Annotated in this window: 18 protein-coding genes; 5 read left to right on the top strand and 13 right to left on the bottom strand. The window is 66.6% G+C overall.

The annotated features are described in order from the left end of the window. Nucleotides 1-30 precede the first annotated feature (30 nt). The 5 genes from ACAM55_RS06515 to fhuF all read right to left on the bottom strand — a co-directional run bounded on the left by ACAM55_RS06515 (nucleotide 31) and on the right by fhuF (nucleotide 6402). A complete protein-coding gene (locus tag ACAM55_RS06515; RefSeq protein WP_369655223.1) occupies nucleotides 31-2205 on the bottom strand; it encodes a TonB-dependent siderophore receptor in 2175 nt (724 codons plus the stop codon). 197 nt (nucleotides 2206-2402) lie between these two features. Beyond that, complete coding sequence (locus tag ACAM55_RS06520) at nucleotides 2403-3728, bottom strand: lysine N(6)-hydroxylase/L-ornithine N(5)-oxygenase family protein (RefSeq protein WP_369655224.1); 1326 nt, start codon at nucleotides 3726-3728, stop codon at nucleotides 2403-2405. A gap of 13 nt (nucleotides 3729-3741) precedes the next feature. Next, nucleotides 3742-4776, bottom strand: coding sequence for a GNAT family N-acetyltransferase (locus tag ACAM55_RS06525; protein ID WP_369655225.1), 1035 nt, complete (start codon nucleotides 4774-4776; stop codon nucleotides 3742-3744). Further along, complete coding sequence (locus ACAM55_RS06530; protein WP_369655226.1) at nucleotides 4773-5624, bottom strand: formyltransferase family protein; 852 nt, start codon at nucleotides 5622-5624, stop codon at nucleotides 4773-4775. Before ACAM55_RS06530 ends, ACAM55_RS06525 begins: the two co-directional genes overlap by 4 nt. 49 nt (nucleotides 5625-5673) lie before the next feature. Beyond that, nucleotides 5674-6402, bottom strand: a complete 729-nt coding sequence (gene fhuF, locus ACAM55_RS06535; RefSeq protein WP_369655227.1) for a siderophore-iron reductase FhuF — start codon at nucleotides 6400-6402, stop codon at nucleotides 5674-5676. 184 nt (nucleotides 6403-6586) lie between these two features. Here fhuF and ACAM55_RS06540 point away from each other — a divergent pair, with 184 nt between their 5' ends. Together ACAM55_RS06540 and ACAM55_RS06545 are read left to right on the top strand one after the other, a co-directional pair. Beyond that, nucleotides 6587-8278, top strand: a complete 1692-nt coding sequence (locus tag ACAM55_RS06540; RefSeq protein WP_369655228.1) for a cyclic peptide export ABC transporter — start codon at nucleotides 6587-6589, stop codon at nucleotides 8276-8278. A 9-nt stretch (nucleotides 8279-8287) separates the two neighbouring features. Next, nucleotides 8288-8527 (top strand): hypothetical protein, encoded by a 240-nt coding sequence (locus ACAM55_RS06545; protein WP_369655229.1) that lies wholly within the window; start codon nucleotides 8288-8290, stop codon nucleotides 8525-8527. Nucleotides 8528-8538: 11 nt separating this feature from the next. Here ACAM55_RS06545 and ACAM55_RS06550 read toward each other — a convergent pair whose 3' ends face one another. The 5 genes from ACAM55_RS06550 to ACAM55_RS06570 all read right to left on the bottom strand — a co-directional run bounded on the left by ACAM55_RS06550 (nucleotide 8539) and on the right by ACAM55_RS06570 (nucleotide 12207). Continuing rightward, nucleotides 8539-8754: an iron dicitrate transport regulator FecR gene (locus tag ACAM55_RS06550; RefSeq protein ID WP_369655230.1), complete on the bottom strand. Its 216-nt coding sequence runs from the start codon at nucleotides 8752-8754 to the stop codon at nucleotides 8539-8541. 10 nt (nucleotides 8755-8764) lie between these two features. Next, entirely contained in the window at nucleotides 8765-9379 is a 615-nt protein-coding gene (locus tag ACAM55_RS06555; protein WP_369655231.1) for an RNA polymerase sigma factor, read from the bottom strand. Nucleotides 9380-9630: 251 nt separating this feature from the next. Continuing rightward, nucleotides 9631-10335, bottom strand: coding sequence for a glutathione S-transferase N-terminal domain-containing protein (locus tag ACAM55_RS06560; RefSeq protein ID WP_369655232.1), 705 nt, complete (start codon nucleotides 10333-10335; stop codon nucleotides 9631-9633). A gap of 46 nt (nucleotides 10336-10381) precedes the next feature. Beyond that, entirely contained in the window at nucleotides 10382-11269 is an 888-nt protein-coding gene (locus tag ACAM55_RS06565) for a phosphate/phosphite/phosphonate ABC transporter substrate-binding protein (RefSeq protein WP_369655233.1), read from the bottom strand. 98 nt (nucleotides 11270-11367) lie between these two features. Then, nucleotides 11368-12207, bottom strand: coding sequence for a hypothetical protein (locus ACAM55_RS06570; RefSeq protein ID WP_369655234.1), 840 nt, complete (start codon nucleotides 12205-12207; stop codon nucleotides 11368-11370). A gap of 221 nt (nucleotides 12208-12428) precedes the next feature. Here ACAM55_RS06570 and ACAM55_RS06575 point away from each other — a divergent pair, with 221 nt between their 5' ends. Beyond that, on the top strand, nucleotides 12429-13082 hold the full coding sequence (locus tag ACAM55_RS06575; RefSeq protein WP_369655235.1) for a DUF1345 domain-containing protein: 654 nt from the start codon (nucleotides 12429-12431) through the stop codon (nucleotides 13080-13082). Here the strand turns inward: ACAM55_RS06575 and ACAM55_RS06580 are convergent. Genes ACAM55_RS06580 through ACAM55_RS06590 form a run of 3 tightly spaced genes read right to left on the bottom strand, consistent with a single transcriptional unit; the run spans nucleotide 13057 to nucleotide 16160 of the window. Next, on the bottom strand, nucleotides 13057-14028 hold the full coding sequence (locus ACAM55_RS06580) for a DMT family transporter (protein WP_369655236.1): 972 nt from the start codon (nucleotides 14026-14028) through the stop codon (nucleotides 13057-13059). The genes ACAM55_RS06575 and ACAM55_RS06580 overlap by 26 nt on opposite strands. Nucleotides 14029-14064: 36 nt before the next feature. Then, the gene (locus ACAM55_RS06585) at nucleotides 14065-14559 is read right to left on the bottom strand and encodes a methylated-DNA--[protein]-cysteine S-methyltransferase (protein ID WP_369655237.1); all 495 of its coding nucleotides are present in this window, start codon (nucleotides 14557-14559) and stop codon (nucleotides 14065-14067) included. Further along, nucleotides 14556-16160, bottom strand: a complete 1605-nt coding sequence (locus ACAM55_RS06590; RefSeq protein ID WP_369655238.1) for a DNA-3-methyladenine glycosylase 2 family protein — start codon at nucleotides 16158-16160, stop codon at nucleotides 14556-14558. Before ACAM55_RS06590 ends, ACAM55_RS06585 begins: the two co-directional genes overlap by 4 nt. A gap of 112 nt (nucleotides 16161-16272) precedes the next feature. Here ACAM55_RS06590 and ACAM55_RS06595 point away from each other — a divergent pair, with 112 nt between their 5' ends. Further along, complete coding sequence (locus ACAM55_RS06595) at nucleotides 16273-17655, top strand: phosphomannomutase/phosphoglucomutase (protein WP_369655239.1); 1383 nt, start codon at nucleotides 16273-16275, stop codon at nucleotides 17653-17655. A gap of 5 nt (nucleotides 17656-17660) precedes the next feature. Continuing rightward, complete coding sequence (locus ACAM55_RS06600) at nucleotides 17661-19037, top strand: 3-deoxy-D-manno-octulosonic acid transferase (RefSeq protein WP_369655240.1); 1377 nt, start codon at nucleotides 17661-17663, stop codon at nucleotides 19035-19037. The last annotated feature ends 24 nt before the right edge of the window (nucleotides 19038-19061 follow it).

Below are 19061 nucleotides of genomic sequence, written 5' to 3' on the forward strand. Positions count from 1 at the left end.
GCATCCGGCCTTTGTTCTGGAGCGCCGGGCTTACCAGCGGTAGGTGGCCGTCGCCACCGCCGTGCGCTGCGTGCCCAGGTAGCAATAGCCGTAGGCGCAGTTGGCGATGTAGGTCTTGTTGGTCAGGTTGCGCAGGTTCAGTGCCAGCGTCCAGCGATCGATGTCGTAGCCGATCATGGCGTCGAGCAGCGTGTACGACGGCACCTTGGCCGGCGCCACGATTTCCCCGTCGCCATGGGTCGAGCCGTTGAAGCGCGCGCCTACGCCCACCTTCAGGCCGTTGCTGAAGCGGTAGTCCGCCCACACCGACAGGCGGTTGCGCGGCACGGACGTTGCCTGCTTGCCGATTTCCGCGACCCTGCTGCTGGCCGTGACGATGGCGCGCGGCGTGTAGGCGTAGGAGGCCGTGAGGTTCAGGCGCGGCATGAGTTCGGTGGTGGCCTCGAGTTCGAGGCCGCGCACCGAGATCTCGCCGGTCTGCTTCGGCATGAACGTCGCGTCGTAGGTGATGTAGTTCTTGCGGCGCAGGTCGAAAATGGCCGCGCTGTAGAGCGACTTGCCGCCCGGCGGCTGGTAGCGGATGCCGGCCTCGTACTGGCGGCCGCTTTCCGGCTTGAAGGGCGTCTTCGTGGTCGGATCGATGGTGCCGGTCGGCGCGAACGATTCCGCGTAGCTCAGGTAGGGTGCCAAGCCGTTCGGTGCCAGGTAGACCAGGCCCGCGCGCTTGGTGAACTTGTTTTCGGAGATGCGCTGGGTCGTGCCGTCGAACCGGCTGTAGGCGCTGCTCTGGGCCGTGTCGTAGCGGCCACCGAGCGTGAGCGACCAGCGGTCGCCCCACTTGATCTGGTCCTGCAGGTAGATGCCGGTCTGCGCCAGGCGGCTCACGCCGTTGACGTAGGGGCTGGGGATGTCGATGGCGCTGCCGTACACGGGTGCGTAGATGTCGAGCAGCGGCGCGCCGACGACGCTGCTGTAGGTGTACTGGTCGATGCGGGTGCGCTGGTAGTCCAGGCCCAACAGAACCTTGTGCTGCCAGTCGCCCGAACGCAGGTCGGCCTGCAGCTGGTTGTCCATGGTGAGGGACGTCGTGCTTTCCTGGCTGCCGAAGACGCCGCGGTTCAGGTACTGGTAGTTGATCGGGTTCAGCGCATTGGCAGCGTCCATGGTGGCGAAGCTTGGCGACTGCAGGGTCCGGTAGTCGACTTCGAGCTTGCCGTAGCGCAGCTTCTGGCGCACGGTGAAGGTGTCGTTGAAGCGATGCTCGAGCTGGTAGCCGATCATCTTCTGGTCTTGGTTGAAGTGATCGAAAGTCGGGTCGGCGACGTTCAGGTCGCTGGGAATGAAGGTGCCGATGCGCGTCGGCGTCAGCGAACCTTCCGCAGGGCGGATGCGGCTGTAGGCGCCCGCACGGTTCTTCTGGTACTGGGCCAGCAGCGTGAAGGTGGTGTCGCTCGAAGGCTTCCAGGTGATCGAAGGTGCGATGTAGGTGCGGTCGTCGCGCGAGCTGCCGCCGGGCAGCTGGGCATCGCGCAGCACGCCGGTGATGCGGTAGAGCACCTTGCCTTCCGCATCGAGCGCGCCGGAGAAGTCGCCGGCCACCTGGCGGCGGGCGTCGTTGCCGTACTGCAGCTGGATTTCACGCAGGGGTTCCGCCGTGGGCAGCTTGCTCGCGATGTTGACCACGCCGCCCGGACTTGCCATGCCGTAGAGCACCGAGGCCGGTCCGCGCAGCACTTCGATGCGTTCGGTGCCGTAGTTCTCGGTCTTCCAGACGCCCCAGGTACCGTTGTTGCGCAGCGGCATGCCGTCCAGGTAGAAGCCCGGCGCATAGCCGTCGAAGCCGCGGATCGTGATCCAGTCGTAGCGCGAATCGGCGCCGAAGGGGGCGATGTTGACGCCCGGCGTGTAGCCGAGCGCTTCCTTGACGTTGGTGGCGCCGATGGCGTCCATGCGGTCGGCCGTGATGACCGAGATCGACTGCGGCGTCTCCACGATCGGCGTGTCGGTCTTGCTGCCGGCCGTGCTGCGCTTGGCGAGGTAGCCGTTGACGTGGCCGGTGGCGGATTCTTCCGTGGTGGCGTTCACGGTGATCGCGGGCAGCGTCGGGTCGGCGGCACGCGGCTGCTGTCCCGTGGCTTGCGCCGAGGCGCTCGCGCTGCAAAGTGAAAAGGCTGTGCCGAAAGCCGCGGCGAGCGCGGTATTCAATAGACGTTGACGGGGCAGGGGACGCATAAGGTTGATGACTCCAGGGTGCTTGAATACGACGTGTTCACGTTTCGGCGCCCAAGGCGGCCGATTCCGGCGCCCTGGTGCTTCCATACATGAGACGTTTGACTTAAAAAAAAGGAGACAGCGGGCTGTCTCCTTTCTTTTTGCCTACCCTCCCCGGGGGCAGGTCTTGCCTACGCGCGGACCGGCTGGCGCTCGCGGAGGGCGCTGTTTGCGGCATTGGCCGCCGTCGGCGTGCCCGCCGGAATCGCCTTGAGCAGCGCATTGCCGATCTCGCCTGTGCGCACCGAGGTGACCGACAGCAGCGTGTCGCTCAGCCCGTGCGAGGACTCGCAGGCGCCCTGCAGGAAGATGGCGGGATGGAAGTCCGGCGTGCTGCCGACACGGTAGTGGCGGTCGACCGGGAAATCGCCGAGGTACGGGGCGAGCGGCGCCAGCAGCGCCTTGTGCTGTTCGCGGGCATAGCCGGTGGCCAGCACCACGGCGTCGTAGCGCGAGGTGCTGTCGCGGCCGGTGTCCTGGTCCGACAGGGTGAGGTGGATGCCGTCGACCGTGGCATGCACGCCGCGGATCTCGTGCCGGCGCAGGAAGCGCATGCGCTCCTCTCCGCGCACTTTCTGCTCGTAGAACATCTTGAATATCTGCTGGATCAGGTCGAGATCGGCCACCGCGTAGTTGGTGTGGCCGAACTCGTCGATCAGCGCGGCGCGCTCGTCCTCGGCCCGGCTGTAGATGTAGTCGGTGAACTCGACGTTGAACACCTCGTTCACGAAGGGGCTGTCGTCGGACGGGCGGATCGAGCGGGCCCGCATGATCAGGTCGACCTGCGGCGCGTGCGGCCGGCCCTGCAGGTCCATGAAGATCTCGGCCGCGCTCTGGCCGGCGCCGACGATGGCGATTCTTGCGGCCTCGGGCAGGCGGGCCATGTCCCGCAGGTAGCTGCTCGAATGGAACACGCGCGGGTCGTCCCTGAGCGGGCCAAAGCCTTCCGGAATGTTGGGCATGCCGCCGATGCTGACGACCAGGTTGCGCGCGAGCCGTTCGGTCACGTGGCCGGCGCCGTCGCGAGAGCGCACGCGCAGCAATGAGACTTCGCCGCCATGCGTTTCTTTTTCGGGCAGCACCTCGAAGACTTCCTCGCCGTAGACGCAGGCATCCTCGAACTGGGCCGCGGCCCAGCCCAGGTAGTCGTTGAACTCGTGGCGGCTGGGGAAGAAGGTCTTCAGGTTGATGAAGTCCTGCAGGCGCTTCTTCTCGTGCAGGTAGTTGATGAAGGTGAAGCGGCTGGTCGGGTTGCGCAGCGTCGCCAGGTCCTTCATGAACGAGATCTGCATGTGCGCCTGGTCCAGCATCATGTCCTTGTGCCAGGCGAAGCCGGCCTGCTTCTCGATGAACATCGCATCGACGCGGCGGCCGTCGCGGCGTTTCTCGTCCAGCGCAATGGCCAGCGCGATGTTCGAAGGGCCGAAGCCGATGCCGATGAGGTCATGAATCACCATGGCGGTTTTTCCTTTACGCAGAGTGTTGGGCAGGCGTGGCGGCGCCGTCGCTGCGGGGCAGCCACAGGGCGTCGGTGAAATAGCGTTCGCGCAGCATCACCACGAGCAGCGCGCGCTTGTGCGGCAGGTCGAACTCCTTCACCTTGGCGTAGCCGGACTTGTCGAGGTTTCGGATCTGCTGCAGGTGGTCGATGCGCGGCTCGCCCACGGCACGCTGGGTGCGCGGGTCGCACAGGAAGATGTAGTGCGAGATCGAGGTGAGCCATGCGGTGGCGAAGGCCTTGCCGCGGAACGCGGGCTCGCCGATCAGCACGTGCCAGCCTCGGTCGTGGTCGTCCACGTCGTAGAAGGGCGCGATGCGGCTCTCCTTGGCCCAGTACATCTCGAAGTAGCCGAAGGGCTCGTCGTCCAGGCAGGCGATCATCGAGTACATGTGCGGGTCGCGGTCGATGGCCGAAAGATACTGGCGGTGCTTGTCGAGGTCGCCTTCTTCCTCCCAGATCACGGCCACGTCGGGGTCGTTCATCCAGCGGTTGAACATCGCGAGGTCGGCCTCGAAGTCGAAGCTGCGAAACGAGAAGGTCTTGCCGAGCCAGGGAATGAAGCGCTGGTAGAGCACGCCGCGCGGCTTGGGCGGGCGTACGGGGTGGCGCTTGCCGTTGGTCAGCGCGTATTGCAGCGCCATGGGCGCGTGCACGGTGGGCAGCCAGAGAGAGGGCTGCTGCCACAGCATGTCGCGGCAGGCGAGGGCCTTGCCGCCTTCAGCCGGCAGCAGCACGCCGGCCTGCATGAGCACCGCGGCCGGTTGGCTCGGGGCAACGGTGAAGGTCTTGCTTGTCGGGTGGCATTCGAACGCGCCTTCGAGCGCCGCCAGCAGATGGGCCGTGGAGGCATTGCTGCCGTCCACCCAGTCGAGCGTGGCGCACTGGCCGACCTTCCAGAGCGAGCGCGTGCCGTCCTGCGTGTTGCGCACGCCGAGCATCCCGCCCTCGCGCGTGATCGCGTGCGGCATGCCGTCCGCATAGGAAACATGGGGAGTGGACGTCATGCGATTCTTTCGGTGAGCGGTTGCCGTTGCTCTGCAAGCAGGGCCAGGCCCTCGTGGAGGGCGGGGAAGAGGCTGTGGTTGAAGTTGTTCCAGCGCAGCTCGAGGATCGTGTCCTCGGGGTCGATGGCGGTGCGCAGCGCGTCGTGGATCACCTCGCCGGAGTCGATGCCGTTGTCCACGTAGTGCAGCGAGGCGCCGGTCTTGAACAGCGGCGCGACGGCCACGCTTTCCATCGTTTCCCAGTTGACGATCTTGCGGCCCTGCGCGCCGTGCAGCGCATCGAGCGTGGCGTAGGCGCCGCGGCGTTCGTAGGGAGACTCGATGCGCGTGATGCCCGGATGGATGTTGACGATCTTGCGGTGAAGCGGCGCGCCGGGCCGCACCAGCTCGTCGAGGATCACGAGCAGCCCGTCGAGCACGACGATGTCGGCCTGCAGCATCAGCAGCTTGTCGAGCAGCGTGCGTTCGAAGCGGCTCTTGCCGGCCACGCGATCGGCCGCATCGAGCGGCAGACGCCGGTATTCGGAAGGCACCGAATGAAAGATGTCGGTGAGCGCCTTGCCCTGCGTCTTGAGCCCGCTCGGAAAGATCCATTTCTTGCCGGGCTGGCAAGAGAAGCCGTAGTCCTGCAGCGCGGCCTGGTCGCGCGGCGAGCCCGGGTCGTCGTCGATGACGATGCCTTCGAGCGAATAGGCATCCCCCAGCGGGGTTTCGTCGAGTGCCCTGGCCAGGTACTCGAGCGGGGACGCCATGTAGCGCTGCTCGCCCTTGTACGCAATGTGCTGGCCGGCCTTGTCGGCCGCGGCGTTTCTCAAAGACAGGATGTAGACGAGCTTGGCCTTGGACATAGGTGTGGAATGGATGGATAGATGGAAGACGGAATGGCCCGCAATCTGTTCACCCGAAGCCGCGGTGCTCCGGCGCCAGCGGGCATGCGTTGCAGTGGTGCTCGTGCGGCAGCAGGTAGTTGAGGCAGCACTCCCGGTGCAGCTTGACGGGCGCATTGCGCTGGCGGCCGTGCAGCGGGTTGGCGCGAAGATCGCGCGGCCATGTCGCGCTGTGCAGCAGCAGCTGCCGGTCCTGTGCAATCGACGGCGCGCCGCCTGTTGCGGCCAGCGCCACGTCGAACACCGGTTCCATGAGCCGCACGGTGTTGCTCCAGAGAATCTTGGGCGCGAGCCGTGTCAGCCCGCAGAGGGCTGTGAAGAGTGGCGCGAGGTGCTGCCACAGCAGCGGTTCATAGCGATCCGCGGCATCGGCGCCGTGCCGCGACAGGCCCAGGTGTCGGATATGAAAGCCGAGCGGACCGCCGTGCGCGTCCAGCCGCACCCAGGTGTGTTCCGCCGCAATGGGGAACACATGCTGCAGCATGCTGGCCGCGGCCATCACGGGCGGCAACAGCATCGCGATGTATTCGAGGCTCCACGCGGATGCGACGGGGCGCCAATCGGCGCCACTGACACCTTTGTAGCGCGCATTGCGTCGCAGCACGTCGGCGAGCAGCGCGGGCGACTGCGTGAGTTCCGCCACACGCACTGCACCGGTGGGCACCGTGTCCGCGCATTGCAGCTTCTCGCCGTGCACGGACAGCTCGCCCTGGAACAAGGGCTCCAGCAGCGGGATCATGGGTCGGCGTTCGGCGGGGTCATCCCTTCAAGACGGATTGGCGCGGCGGCTGTTCATCCGGCGCGACGCTGAACATTGCCGCGCCTGAGCCGTCTAGGCAGTAGGTGGCACGAAGCCATTGGAGCCGTGCCACGGAGGCATGGTCGTTCCCCAGCTGTCGCCCCCGGGCGGAAAGAGCCTTTGCATGACAACTACCACCACAGGCAACGGCGCCGAAATCGGGCGCCTGCTGAAACCATTTCTTCCATGGATCGTGCTGTCCGCGGTCACGGGCGTCGGCGCCGGTGCCGCCACGGTCGCCTTGCTCGGCACCATCAACCGGGTGCTCAACCAGCCGGGCGGGCTGGCGGGCGGCCTGTTGCTGACCTTCATCGGCCTGTGCGGCGTGGCGCTGTTCGGGCGCATGGCGTCGGACGTGTCGACCAACTTCGTCGGCCAGCGCCTGGTGGCCCAGGTGCGCAAGAGCCTGGCGCAGAAGATTCTCTCGGCGCCCATCGATGCGCTGGAGCGCTACCGCACGCACCGCCTCATGCCGGTGCTGTCGCAGGACGTGGACATGATCAGCGACGTGGCGTTTGCATTGTCGGGAACGCTGATTGCGCTGGCCGTGGCGCTGGGCTGCCTGAGCTATCTCGCGTTCCTTTCACTGCCGCTGTTCGGCCTGATGCTGGTGGCGCTGGTGATCGGCATCACCGTGCAGCTGATGGCGCAGATCCGCGGCGAGGCCGGTTTCTGGAAGGCACGCGAACAGGAAGACCAGCTGCACAAGGCCTATCGCGCCATCAGCGAAGGCGCGAAGGAACTGCGCATGCACCGCACGCGCCGCACGCGCATGTTCGCGGGCCAGATCGAACGCATCGTCGACACCATCCGCGTGGTCAACGGGCGTGCGATCAACACCTATGTGATTGCCACTGCCTTCGGCTCGGCGTTGTTCTTTCTGCTGATTGCGCTGATCCTGGGCTGGGCGGCGTTCCGCACGACCGAGCCCGCGGTGGTCAGCGGCTTCGTGCTGGTGCTGCTGTTCCTCAAGGGGCCGCTCGACCAGATCGCGCTCACCTTGCCCGGCGTGGGCCGCGCCAAGGTCGCCTTCCAGCGTATCGGCGACCTGTCGGCGCGCTTTGCCACGCCGGAGCCGCACCTGCACCTGGAACGCGCGTCCAACGGCGTGATCCTGAAGAACGAGATCGGCATGCGCGGCGTGCGCTATGCCTTCGATGCGCCCGAGGGCGGCGAGGCCTTCACACTCGGACCGATCGACCTGAAGCTGCGCCGCGGCGAGATGGTGTTCGTGGTGGGCGACAACGGCTCCGGCAAGACCACGCTGATCAAGCTGCTGCTGGGCCTCTATGCGCCGCAGGCGGGCGAAGTGCTGATCGACGGTTCGGTCGTGAAGCCCGAGGGCCGCGACGACTACCGCCAGCTTTTCACCACGGTGTTCTCGGACTTCTACCTGTTCGAAGATCTGGTGGCGGGCGAAGAGAGCGAGGGCGGCGCCGGCATGGAGGTGCTGCCCGAAACGGCGCTGCCTTATCTCGAACGGCTGGAGATCGCCCACAAGGTGAGCCTGAAGAACGGCGCGTTCAGCACCACCGACCTCTCGACCGGCCAGCGCAAGCGGCTGGCGCTGGTGCACGCTTATCTCGAAGGCCGCCCGGTGCTGGTGTTCGACGAATGGGCGGCCGACCAGGACCCGACCTTCCGCCATCTCTTCTACACCGAGCTCTTGCCCGAGCTGCGCGCCAAGGGGCATCTGCTGGTGGTGATCTCGCACGACGACCGCTACTTTCACCTGGCCGACCGCGTCATCACGATGCAGGCGGGCAAGATCGCGGAAGACAGGGTGCGCGAATCGCGGGAAAGCCTCGCTGCGTGAAGGAGGGGAATGAAAGACAAGACCCGGTCGCCCGACGGCCCCGCCTTCAACGTCGCGTGGACGCTCTTTTGCACGCTGCATGACGAGCCCTCGCAGGAACGCGCGGAGAAACTGATCCGCTGGCTCGGCGACGATCCCGAAAACATCTGTGCGCTCGACGACGTGCTGACCCTGTGGGCGCTGACCGGGGCCGCGCTCATGAAGCCCGCGCTGGAGGAGGCGCGGCATGAAGAGAAGCGCCTGCAGTGAAAGGCGGTGCGCTACTTTCGCCGATCGCGCAACTCTGCCGCGATGCCGCCGAGCGCATCCCAGCGCCGCCGCGCCTCCTGGGCGGCGTCCGCATGGTCCGTCGACCTGCTGCGCCACCGGGCCAAGGCCAGGCGCGCGGCCACCGCGGCGTCGTGCGGCGCGCTCTCACTCTCGACGATGAGCGCGAGCGCGCGTTCGATGAGTTTTTCGTCCGGCGCGCTTGCCACGATGCGCCGCTCAGGCGAAGTCTTCAGCCAGCTTCGCGTCGAAGCCCGTGCGGTTGGAGACGGTCGTCTGTTCGATCAGTTCCGAGCGAAGCCGGGCGAACACGCGCGAGCAGTCGATGGCCGCGCGCAGCAAATGCTTGGCCACGGCCATCTCGGTGATGTTTAGTTGCTGGGCGATCTCGGCGCGCGTGTGTCCGTAGGCGCGAAACAGCAGGAACACTTCGCGCCGCCGGGGCGGCAGCGTCTCCAGCGTCTCGACCACGCGTGCCAGCACCTGCTGCTGCGACGCGATGAATTCGCAAGATGGCACCGTCTGGCGCGAGCCGACGCTGAAATGCGTGCTGACCCAGTCCTGCGCCACCTTGCGCCGGCGGGCGTCGTCCACGCACAGGTTGCGCGCCACGCGAAACAGCAGGGCGCGCGGCGACTCGATGCCGCCGCCCGGCGTGCAGTCCGATGCCGCATCGATGCGGATGTCGTCGTTCATCTTGAGCGCGTGCGCATACACCCGCTCGAAGCTCGATTGCGCGATGTCCGCCGCGTAGTGCGGGTCCCGCAGGTCGCGCGTCAGCTGACGGCGCAAGTCCGCATAGTGAGCCACGAGTTCCTGGACGAGGTCGCGCATCCGATCGCCTTCTTGCAAGCTTTCGCAGTGGTGATTCCCGGGCCGGTCGCCGGCGCAATCTGCGGGGCGACTCGGATCATTGAATAAGAATTATTCTTATTGAAGTGTAACCTTAACCGCGCCTGAAAGAGGCGGGAAAGGATGCGGGAACCGCCAGCGCGTGCCCTGAAAAAGACACTCGGCCGGAAAATGAGTAGTTCTGTTTTCGGCTTGGCGGCGGAGCCTTCCGCACCGAAAAGTTCGGCCGGAGATCAGCCCCGCTTGGGGATGCCCAGACCCTTCACGACGGCGGGCCGCGCCGCGAAGGCTTCGAGCGTGCGCGCCACGTTCTTGAAGCCATTGAAGCCCACCAGGTCCCCCGCTTCGTAGAAGCCGATCAGGTTGCGCACCCACGGGAAGATGGCGATGTCCGCGATGGTGTAGCTGTCGCCCGTCACCCAGTTACGGCCTTCGAGCTGCTTGTCGAGCACGCCGAGCAGCCGCTTCGATTCGGCGACGTAGCGGTCGCGCGGACGCTTGTCCTCGTAGTCCTTGCCGGCAAATTTGTTGAAGAAGCCGAGCTGGCCGAACATCGGGCCGATGCCGCCCATCTGGAACATCAGCCACTGGATGGTTTCGTAGCGGCCCGCGGCATCCTTCGGAATGAACCGGCCGGTCTTGTCGGCCAGGTAGAGAAGAATGGCGCCCGATTCGAAAAGCGCGAGCGGCTTGCCGCCGGGTCCGTCGGGATCGAGGATGGCGGGAATCTTGTTGTTCGGACTGAGCGACAGAAACTCCGGCGACATCTGGTCGTGGGTCTCGAAGCTCACCAGGTGCGGCTCGTAGGGCAGGCCGGTTTCTTCCAGCATGATCGACACCTTCACCCCGTTGGGCGTGGGCAGCGAGTAAAGCTGCAGCCGGTCAGGGTGGAGTGCGGGCCATTTCTGGGTGATGGGGAAGCGGGACAGGTCGGTCATGGGCGGTTCATGAAAAGCGGAGTTGGGGCGCCGCGCCCGCCGATCTTCAGATACCGAGCCAGGTCATCAGGGCTGTCTCGGCTTCGGGGGAGGGTGCGACAAAGCCAGTGTAGGTCGATGTGGCGAGCGCGCGCTTGCCGGCATCGCTTTGTGCCAGCCCCAGCAGGGCTTCGCGCGCGGCGCTTGCCGTGGCGGCATCGAGCTTGCGCGACGCCACCCATTGCTTGATGGGAACCGGGCGCGACTCCGCGCACACGTTGCCGCCTCCGTCCTTCCAGGTCTTGATCACGCCCGATGCCGCCGTGGCGCCATAGGCCGCGAAGCCGTTCTGCACGTAGAACGGAACCGCGTCCTGGTAGCGCGTGTTGGTGAGCTTGAGCGCGGCAGGCTGCACGCCTTGTTCGCGCAGCATGGCGCGTGTGATCACCGAGGTGATCGAGTCGGCATCGGGCATCACGAGGCCCTTGCCGGCAACGCTCTTCCAGTCGGAGATGGGCTGCGGGTCCTTGCACAGCAGCGACACCTTGTACGCGGTGAATCCGTTGGTCCAGGCCAGCGCCTGGTAGCGGCCGCTCTTGACCGCTTCGAGCGCCACGTGGGCCGGGTGGATGAACGCGATGTCGACCTGCTGTTCCTTCAAGGCCTCGCGCGCACTGTTGTACGTAATGAACACCTTGATGGTCACGGGCTGCTTCAGTGCCTTGCTCAGCACCTCGGCAATGGGCTCGAAGCGCGGCGCGATCTGGCTTTCGGTGACCTGGTAGCTCACGCCCTCCGTCACGCCGATGACCAGTGCGTGCGCCGGTGTGGCCGCGGCCAGCAGCAGCGCCGCCGCAGAGACGGCAAGGCCGGGCGAGCTCGGCTTGCGGGTGCGGCGCGCGCTGGCGGCGCACCCATCGAATTTGTCGGAGCGGGGTGGGGCGGGGATGTACATCGAAAGATCATACGGGGCCATGGCGCGGCCGCCGATGATCGCAAGCACCTATGCGCACTGCTCCCCGCGCATGGCAGGGCCGCCGCGCCGCCAGAAATTCAGAACCTTGCCTTGACGAAGGCCGACGGCCCGTTCAGCTTGACCTTGACGCGGGTTTCCGCCGTACTGGTTTCACGCGCCATGTCGATATGAGTGGCGCCATAGGCCAGCACCAGGCCGACGTTCTTTACGGGGAACCACTCCACGCCGGCAGAGGCGTTGTAGATGCTGCCGTGAAAGCGGCCGCCCCCCTTGCGAACACCAGAGAAGTCGGCGAAAAGACGCAGGTCGGGACTGATGGCATGCCGCACGCCGACCTCGAGCAATGGCGCAACGGCGTTGTCGCTCGAGTCCTCGTTCAATGTGCGGATGCGTCCGTTCACCGCGACATTGGCGTTGGTGCCGACGTCGATGCTGTAGTAGGCAGCGCCTGCACCCAGGCCGAACACCGTGTTGCCAGAGCCGAGCCACCACTTGTACGAGAGCTTCGCGAAGTCGAGCTTCACGTTGAGGTTGGCATTGCCCACCGCGCTGACGGTGCCGAAGCCGCCGAAGGATTCGTTGCCTCCGGCCTGACCGAAGTAGTCGCGCTTGTAGCGGTAGTAGTCGAACGAGAGGCCGTGGCTGTCGCCGATGAGCAGGTCGGCCGTGACGCGCGGCATGGTCACGCGGCCGGGCTCGAGGTCGCGTGTGCGCAGCGCACCATACGGCGAGCTGACCGTCGCATTGAATTTGGGATCGGCGCTGTAGGCTCCCACCGAAAAGCTGAAACGATCGAGCGCGGGCGACGGTTCGGCGAAGGCCAATGCGGGCGCAATGCAAAACCCGACACCGGCCAGTGCGCCCAGCTTCGTCAACCGTGAGGGGTTGGCGAGCGGGCGGGAGCGGAGCAACAGCATGAGGAGGTCCTTACGAGAGAAGAGAAGAGGACAAAAAAGCCTCGGGCTCGACACGCAATTTTTATGCGCGCAAAGCGCCAGGCGGCGGCTCCCTTTTTGATGACCGACAAGTTATAGCGCAGCTTTAAAACGTCCATGCGTCGATTTGCCGCTTCGCGTGTAAGACGATGTTGAAGCATGCATTGGCAAGCCTGAAAAAGTATTCAAGCTAAGCTTTGAACATGCGCAAACATCTTTCCGCGACCACTGGTCCGCAGCGTCTTCTCTATGCCGGCGTGGCGGGTGTCGCCGTCGCGGCCATCGCTTGGCCGCTCGACGTCATGGCACGCGGACTTGCGGGCTGGTGCACCAACTGCGTGGTGTTCCTCGTGCTCACATGGTGGCTGGCCAATACTTTCGATGCACAGCAGACCCGCAAGCGCGCGCAATCGCTCGATCAACCCAATGTGGTGATATTGGTATCGATGCTGGTGGTCATTGGTGCGAGCGTCGTGGCCATCGCGATGCTGCTTCAGCAGGTCAAGCTGATGAGCGGGCCGGTGCGCGCAGGGCATATCGCGCTGGGGCTGGTGGCGCTGGTGGGCTCATGGCTCATGATGCACACGATCTATGCCTTTCACTACGCGCACCGCTACTACATCGACCGGCGCGACGGCTCGCCCGATGGCGGGCTTGATTTTCCGGGCGAGCAGGAGCCGGACTATTTCGACTTTCTCTACTACGCCTACGTGGTCGGCATGACCACGCAGGTGTCCGACGTGCAGGCCACTTCGCGGGAGATGCGCCGCATCACGCTGGTGCACAGCGTGCTGGCCTTCGCCTTCAACATGCTGGTGCTCGCGCTGTCCGTCAACGTGGTCGCGGCGGCGATGTAGCGGCCGGCGAGCCCGCGCCAGGCCACAGCTTCACGAGGCCGGTGGACAGGGCCACGCCGCAGACGATGACAGCTGCGCAGATCAGCATCCATTGCGTGATGTTCTCGCCGAGAAACACCGCGCCGTAGAACACCGCAAACACGGGCACCAGGAAAGTCACCGTGAGCGCGCGCGCCGGACCCGCATTAGCGATGAGCCGGAAGAACAGGATGTACGCAAGGCCGGTGCACGCCACGCCCAGCGCCAGCAAGGCCAGCCATGCGCGCAGGCTGGGCATCTGCGTGGGCCAGAACCACAGCGCAGGCAGCGCGAGGAACAGCGTGGCGCCGATCTGGCTGCCGGTGGCGGTGGCCAACGCAGGCACGCCGCCCAGGTAGCGCCGCGTGGCGCTGGCCGCCACGCCGTAGCTCGCGCAGGCGCCCAGGCAGGCGAGCACGGCCCACAGCGCGGCGTTGCCGTCCGCATCGGCGTGCAGGCCCGCACTGCGGCTTGCCAGCATGGCCACGCCCGCAAAGCCGATGATGAGGCCGACGATGCGCGAGCCATCGGGCCGGTCGCGAAACCAGGCCCACGCCACCAGCGCGCCGAACATCGGCACCGTGGCGTTGAGCACCGCCGCCAGCCCGCTGTTGATGGTCAAGAGCGCGAAGCAGAAGAGCGCGAACGGTATGCCGGAATTGAGCACGCCGATCGCCATCGATGCTTTCCAGTGTTGCCCCAGCGCCGCGCCGTGGCCGCGCAGAAACAAGAGCGGCAGCAGGAAGAGCGTGGCCACCGCAACGCGCACCGCGGCCGCCGGCAGGGCACCGAACTCGGCTGCGCCGATGCGCATGAAGAGAAAGGACGCGCCCCAGAGCGCGCCTAGCAGTACGAGGTCGAGGAGCCACGCCTTGGGCTTGGTGGAAGGCGTGGTGGCAGGAGTGTTGTCTTTTGTTGTCGTGCTCATACGTTCTCGATGGTGCGCGTCGCCTTGGAAGCGGCTCTACTTCGATTCAAGCTCCAGGAGCGCGGTCTTGCGATGAAGCCCGCCAGCGTAACCGGTCAGCGACCCGTCGGCGCCGAGCACGCGGTGGCAGGGCACGATCACGCTGATCGGATTGCGACCCACGGCCGCGCCCACGGCGCGCACCGCGGCCGGGTTGCCCACGTTGGCGCTCAGCGCGCCGTAGGTCATGGTCTTGCCCGCCGGTATGGCGAGCAGCGCCTGCCACACACTCTGCTGGAACGCGGTGCCGTGCGAGAGATCGAGCTTCACGTCGAAGCTGTCGCGCTTGCCGGCGAAGTAATCGCGCAGCTGTGCGCCGGCTTCGACCAGCGCAGGATGGTCGTCCCGGGTCTGCCAGCCGGCGGTGTCGGGCCAGTGGCGTTGCTGGTCGAACCAGACGCCCGCCAGGCCTTCGTCGGTGGCCGCCATCGTGATGCCGCCGAGCGGCGTTTCGATGTGCGATGTATAGATGACTTTGCTCTTGAACTTCATGACATTTCAGGCTGCGACGCCTGCCGCTGTGAGGTTGTTGAAAGAAGGCTCTGCGCGGCGGACGAGGCCGCAGCCGCGGTGGGCGACGGCGCATGCCAGGCACGCAGCACCGCATAGCTGCGCCAGGGCCGCCACGCCTGCGATGCCTCGCCAGCCGCGCGCGCGGTGGTCACGCCCAGTGCCTTCTGCAGCGCGACGTCGCCCGCGGGAAACGCATCGGGCCAACGCAGCGCGCGCATCGCGATGTATTGCGCCGTCCAGGCACCGATGCCGGGGAGCTCCTGCAGCGCAGCGATGGTCGAGGGCACGTCGGCACCCGCATGCAATGCCAGCTTGCCGGCTGCGACTTCGCGGGCAATGGCCTGCAATGCAGCCTGCCGCTGCCGCACGATGCCAAGCTGCCCGAGCGCATCGCCGCTCGCCGCGGCCAGCGCCGCGGGCGTGGGAAACAACCGGTCCAGGCCGCCGATCGGCGTGGCAATCGGCTCGCCGAAAGCCTCGACCAGCCGCGAGCCCAGCGTGCGCGCTGCGGCCACCGTGATCTGCTGGCCCAGTACCGCGCGCACCGCAAGCTCGAAGCCGTCGACCGTGCCGGGCACGCGCAGCCCGTCTCCATGCGGAAAAGCCTCGTGCAGCGCCGCGTTGATGGCCATCGGCTCGGCATCGAGATCGAGCATGGCGCGTGCGCGGCTGATCACGATCGGCAGCGCCGCGGCCAGCGAATCGCTCACCGAGAGCAGCATCTGCTCGCGCTCCATGTCGAAGCGCAGTTGCAGCCAGCCGGTATGCGTCTGTCCGCCTTGCTGCACGCGCAGCGTGCGGGCCAGGCGAACGAAGGTGGGCGTGCTGCCCTTGGCGGGCGCCTTGCCGTCGGCCGTGCTTGCCACCTCGACACCGCGCAGTGCGCGCCGTGCAAAGAAGCCGAGCATCGCGTCCGCGTCATAGGGTGGGCGAAAGCCCAGCCGCACTTCGATGGCCTTGCCTTCGCCGCCCCCTGCGCCGCCGGCGCGCCGCAGCGCACTGGGGTTGAGGCCGTAGTGCTCCACGAAGGCCGCGTTGAAGCGGCGCACGCTCGCGAAGCCGCTGGCCAGTGCCACCTGCGTCATCGGCAGCCGCGTGTCGGCAATCAACTGCTTGGCGGCCAGCAGGCGCCGCGTCTGCAGATATTGCAGCGGAGAGACGCCGAACTGCGCTTCGAAAATGCGCCGCAGATGACGGTCGCTCACGCCGAGCCGCGCCGCGATCTGCGCCGCGCCCGGGCCTTCTTCGGCCCAGGCATCGGGTTCGTCGATGAGCCGCGCGGCCTGCAATGCGAGGATGCGCGAAGCGTCTTCGGTCGACCAGCTTGCAGCGCGCGGCGCCAGTTCGGGACGGCAGCGCAGGCAGGGGCGAAAGCCCTCGGCCTCGGCCTGCGCCGCATGGCGGAAGAACCTGCAGTTCTCGCGACGCGGCAGCTTCACGCGGCAGACCGGCCGGCAGTAGATGCCGGTGGAGGTCACCGCGGTGAAGAACGACCCGTCGAAGCGCGCATCGTGCGTCTTCATCGCCAGGTAGCAGGCGTCGCTCTCGAGCACTTCGGTGGAGGCATGAGGGGTAGGCATGGGCAAATGATACGGTTTCGACTCGTTTCAACTAGCCGTTTTCGGACATGTGGGCACCGGAACGCTTGCCTACAATGGCCCGGTCTCCAGAACCTACAGGGAATGCCACTTCATGCAACTCAGTGCATCGATTTTCAAGGCCTATGACATTCGAGGCGTGGTACCCGTCACGCTCGATGCAGAGGTCGCAGAAGCGCTCGGCCGGGCCTTTGGCAGCGCTGCCCGCGCGGCCGGTGAAAAGACCGTGGCCGTGGGTCGCGACGGCCGCCTGTCCGGCCCCGCGCTCGTCGAGGCATTGATCAGCGGCCTGGTCGCCACCGGCGTCGAGGTGATCGACGTGGGGGCGGTGACCACGCCCATGCTTTACTTTGCGGCCCACACGCTGTGCTCGAGCGGCATCCAGGTCACGGGCAGCCACAACCCCAAGGACTACAACGGCTTCAAGATGGTGCTGGCGGGGCGCGCCATCTACGGCGAGGAGATCCAGGGCCTGCGCAAGGTGATGGAAGAAGGCACCGCCAGGCTCGCACCCGGCGGCAGCGTGCGCAAGGTCGACGTGACCGATGCCTACGTGCAGCGCATCGTCGGCGACATCAAGCTGGCGCGTCCGCTCAAGATCGTGGTCGATTCCGGCAACGGCATCGCGGGCGCAACGGCACCGGCCATCTTCCGCGCCATCGGCTGCGAAGTGACCGAGCTGTTCAGCGAGGTCGACGGCGACTTCCCCAATCACCACCCCGACCCGAGCAAGCCCGAGAACCTCAAGGACCTGATGGCCGCGCTGGCCGCGGGCGATGCCGAACTGGGCCTGGCCTTCGACGGCGACGGCGACCGCCTGGGCATCGTCACCAAGGACGGGCAGAACATCTTCCCCGACCGCCAGATGCAGCTCTTTGCGCAGGACGTGCTCTCGCGCGTGCCGGGCGGCACCATCGTGTACGACGTCAAGTGCTCGCAGCGCCTGGCGCCGGCCATCGAGGCCGCGGGCGGCAAGCCCATGATCTTCAAGACCGGCCATTCGCTGATCAAGGCCAAGATGAAGGAAATCGATTCGCCGCTCGGCGGCGAGATGAGCGGCCACATCTTCTTCAAGGAACGCTGGTTCGGCTTCGACGATGGCACCTATGCCGGCTGCCGACTGCTCGAGATCCTGAGCAAGACGCCGAACGCGAGCGACACGCTCAACGCACTGCCCACGAGCTTCTCGACGCCCGAACTCAACGTGAAGTGCGCCGAAGGCGAACCGCACGCGGTGGTCGAAAAACTCGTTGCCGGCGCGAGCTTCGCGGCACCCGCGGTGGTCTCGACCATCGACGGCCTGCGCGTCGACTGGCCCGACGGCTTCGGGCTCATTCGCGCTTCCAACACCACGCCGGTGCTGGTGCTGCGCTTCGAGGGCCAGACCGATGCGGCCCTGAAGCGCATCGAAGCCGAAATGCTCGCGCTCCTTCGAACCGTCAAAGCCGACGCGACGCTGGCCGAAGCGTCGCACTGAGCCCCGTGCGTTCGCTGCTGCTGCGCCTCTACGGCGCCTTCACCACCGTTGTGCAACCGCTGGTTCGCCGCAAGCTGCGGCGCCGCGCGGTGGCCGAGCCCGGCTACGCCGTGGCCGTCGAGGAGCGCTTCGGCCATTACGACGATGCAACCACCGGCGAGGGCCAGTGCTGGGTGCATGCGGTGTCGCTCGGCGAGACCCGCGCGGCCGCCATCCTGATTGCGGAACTGCGCAGGCAGTATCCGGGCATCCCGATCCTGCTCACGCATGGCACGGCCACGGGCCGGGAAGAGGGCGCCAAGCTGCTCGAACCCGGCGATACGCAGGTCTGGCAGCCGTGGGACACGCCGGGCGCCGTGGCGCGCTTTCTCGATCGCTTCCAGCCGCGCATCGGCGTGCTGATGGAAACCGAAGTCTGGCCCGAGATGGCCGCCGCCTGCGCCGAGCGCCGCATTCCGCTGGTGCTGGCCAATGCGCGGCTCAACGAGAAATCGCTGGCCGCGGCCGAACGCCTCGGCTGGCTGGCGCGGCCTGCGTACTCGGCGCTCGCCGCCGTGTGGGCTCAGACCGAAGCCGATGCGCACCGGCTGGTGTCGCTCGGCGCCAAGGTGGCCGGCATCTACGGCAACCTCAAGTTCGATGCCTCGCCCGATGCGCGCCAGCTCTCCACCGCCGTGGCGCTGCGCGAACGCCTGCCGCGGCCCATGGTGGTGCTTGCGAGTTCGCGCGATGGCGAGGAGCGCATGCTGCTCGAGGTGCTCAAGCGCTTTGGCGCCACTTCGCCCGTGCCGCCCGAGCAGGGTGCGATCCGTTCGATTTCCAAGCGCGTGCACGACGTGCAATGGATGATCGTGCCGCGCCACCCTCAGCGCTTCGACGAAGTGGCCGCGCTGATCGAATCGCAGGGCTTTGCGGTCGCGCGCCGCAGCGCCGCGGGCGAACCGGCCGAAGCCGAGATCTGGCTCGGCGACTCACTTGGCGAAATGGCGCTTTACTACGGCCTGGCCGATGTCGCGCTGCTCGGCGGAAGCTTCGAGCCGCTGGGCGGTCAGAACCTCATCGAGCCCGCCGCGTGCGGTTGCCCGGTGGTCATGGGCCCATCGACCTTCAACTTTGCCGAGGCGGCGCAGCTGTCGCTCGCGGCCGGAGCCTCCTTGCGCGTCGAGAACATGGAGCAGGCCGTGACCGCGGCGCTCAAGCTGGTGGAGAACCCCGAACGCCGCGCCGTCATGGCGCAGGCTGCGCTGGCATTCTCGTCGTCGAACCGCGGCGCGGCCGAACGTACGGCGGCGGCAGTGCTGGCCATTGCGCAGGCCGCGGACCCCGTGGCGACCGAGGCCGCACCGCTCGACGATTCGAGGGCGGAGCCAACGCTCGAATAGTCTCGCCCCTGAGCCTGGTGGCGA

The sequence above is a fragment of the Variovorax sp. V213 genome (genome assembly GCF_041154455.1).
Taxonomy (GTDB): Bacteria; Pseudomonadota; Gammaproteobacteria; order Burkholderiales; family Burkholderiaceae_C; genus Variovorax.